The sequence below is a fragment of the Aquabacterium sp. genome, assembly GCF_004297345.1.
Lineage (GTDB): Bacteria > Pseudomonadota > Gammaproteobacteria > Burkholderiales > Burkholderiaceae_C > Aquabacterium.
The window spans coordinates 1-2,815 of record NZ_SCTN01000577.1; the positions used below are offsets into that span (position 1 = coordinate 1).

A 2,815-nucleotide genomic window follows, 5' to 3' on the forward strand; every position below is an offset into this window, starting at 1 on the left:
AAGCGATTTCTGCGGGTAGTCGAGGACATGCGTACACGTATCATTTCTGATCAGGTAGTTGTACGATGGCGCACCGATCGTTTGCTTGCACATCGAAGACCATATTGTATTTCGCGGGGCCTGGGTGTGACCAGGCAGTTGGATCATGTTACCAACAAGACCATACATGACAGACGGCGTAACTTCCGCGTACGAATACGACATTGCTCCACCTCGCAGCATCGATATCTCAGCAACCTCCGCAGACGCCGCATCAATTGCGCGGATGGCAACTGATTCACCGCTCTCCGGTGAAGCATGGCGATCGATGACGTATCGCATAAATCGTCCCGGGTCACAGTTGATCCATATCTCATTGTCAACGTCATCGTATATAACGGACACGTCCGTAGCGTTGCCGGAGCTGAGGCGCAAGCGCACGGCGCATAGAAATCGGTCAATGTCGCCACAGACAACGCCGACGGCAGCACCGTTCACAAGGACGAACACCTTGCGCGGATGCATTACGCGCATGGCGGCACAATCTGTCTGGATGTCAGGTGCATCACTGATCATCTGTCGTGCAGTTACGGTCGGGAATCTGCGCGACACAAAGGCGAGCAACGCAAGATTGAGCACAATACCCGCCGTAGCTCCGTCGGGTGTCTCTGTCGCACACAGAAAGCCAAAATGTGACGTCGGAAGCTGCCGAATGCGCGAGTTCTTCGCTTCGCGACCGACCGGGATCACGACTCGTTGGATATGCGATATCATGGCCGCGTACGATTGGCGCGAGAGCACCTGGCTGACGCCCTGTCGCGTATAATTTGCCTTCCTGGGCCCCCATGGACCAGATTGAAAGCAGTGAACAATATGCACAGTGATGTTGTTCTTCGATTGGAAGAAGGCACGTATATCCGGATAATCTTTTCCTTTCACGTACTGTTGGATGACCTTGATCATGCGCTTGAAGTACGTCTGGAAGAGATCGTAGCACAGGATCGCGGGATCGTCGACGCGCTTGTTGGACAAGTTGTCCTTGGAATCGACGCTTCGTTTACCGGTAGCGACCAGAACAAGCTTCCGAAGCATCTGGCCGAGGATCACAGCCTTGTGCTCGCGCGACGATATAGATCCCATATGCGGGAGAATCTCGTTGTCAATAATGTCGCGGGCTGCTGCCGTGCGAAGCGGACACGCAACGAACGACTCTCTATCGCAAGCTGCGTTACCTTTACGCGCGCGCTTCTTTGGCGGACACGCGGATGCGCTGTCCGCGGCTGTGGCAGGAGTTCCAGTACGCGGTTTCGATATAACGTTCCCCAACATTCCCAGCGCAACATCTGCGCTCTCGATTGTTGTCATCTCGCGTTTGATACGTCGACTTTCGCGGCATTCGCCAAGCCCGCAGATCCAATCAACATCCGATGGCTCAAATCCCATGGCTCTGAACAAGAGACCAGCAGAAATAAGCCCAGTGAAGAACGGTATAACGAATCCCGCGACACACGAGTCGTCCATTGACACTGTATGAGCCTGAACGAGGACAGAATGCGCCGTTTCTTCAGACATGGAGCGCATCTCGACGAGATAATACAAGTTCTTGAACTTAAGAACGAGCGCACGATTGTAACAGCCCCTCATCTGGTTCGTTGGAACGCGTTCCTTTTTTGCGATAAAGTACCCGCCAGGATCGCGAGGACATTCACCGAGTGCAGTCCGCTCAACATCGTTCAGTTGATACAATCGGCACCTGCTCGATCGCAGCATGATTGGAAGGCGACATATCGGCACCCTGAAGTACGTCTGCACGGTCTCTCGCTTCGTAACTGGGTTGGTAACCACCTCAGTCATGTTCATCGATACAAGCGCGTCGTACACCAGCGCGTTCGTGCGAGCTTCCATAGGCGTCATTACAACGTTGTCGACATACACATCATCGTGAATCGTGAGGCGATAGCCAGGAAGCGAGATCGGCGATTCCGACCGAACGATCTGTTGCAACCCGTGATCGATGAAGTGATCAAAGTTCAGAATCGATCGGGCGGCAATGCCGCGCTCGAGATACTCACGGACGAATTCCATTATCAATATATCGTACAGCTAGGAAGGCTATTTTCAGAAACAACGATTTGGCAACACGCTGACGCAAAATGATATCGCGCGCAGTTGTCGCGGCTGTCAATAAATGGGGTTTGAAGAATGCCAACAAATAGCTCACGTATATAGACTGGTACGAGACAATACTCGCGTGATCGACCCACGAACAAAACACGACGTGCTCCAGTTCATCCAACACCTTCTTGCAAACGATGGCATAATCAGTCCTGAACGCGATCGCGCAAGGATGCAGGTGTTGGAACAAATCAAGGACATCCTCGAGCACAATAAATATCGCCGCATGTCAGAGGAGCGTTTTCGCGAGTACGACGCGATATTGGAACGCCTCCTGGTTGCTGCTAAGCAGGAAACAGCGAGGACGCGCAGACGAACGCGCTCGATGAGTGGCTATCAAGGTATAATGGCGAGGCCGCACGCTCTTAAGCCGCTTGACATTACGCTCAATCATAGATCGTTTGGTTATCGTACGCGAGGCGACAGCATCATTAACTCGCGCTATAAAGAGCCATTCCCGCGCTACTTTCCAAGCTTCTTAAAATTTCTCGACGACGATGATGGCCGAAACGGGTACCGAATCGTCATACCAAAAGGAACGAGGATGTATCATGGCTTTTGGGCGATTAATCCACGAGACTACATGAAGAATGATCGTCTTTTTGTGGGACTGTACCCGGCCATCTCGATGGCGATTCTGACAGAGACGCTCGCGTTCTAC

2 protein-coding genes are annotated in these 2,815 nt (G+C 52.5%); one reads left to right on the forward strand and one right to left on the reverse strand.

Going from position 1 to position 2,815, the window contains the following annotated elements:
• A partial coding sequence (locus EPO09_RS21635) for a hypothetical protein (protein WP_290646586.1) occupies positions 1-2,064 on the reverse strand: 2,064 nt, incomplete at its 3' end.
• Positions 2,065-2,257: 193 nt separating this feature from the next.
• Between EPO09_RS21635 and EPO09_RS21640 the strand changes: the two genes are divergently transcribed.
• Positions 2,258-2,815, forward strand: a 558-nt coding sequence (locus EPO09_RS21640; RefSeq protein WP_290646588.1) for a hypothetical protein, incomplete at its 3' end; no start/stop codon positions are given.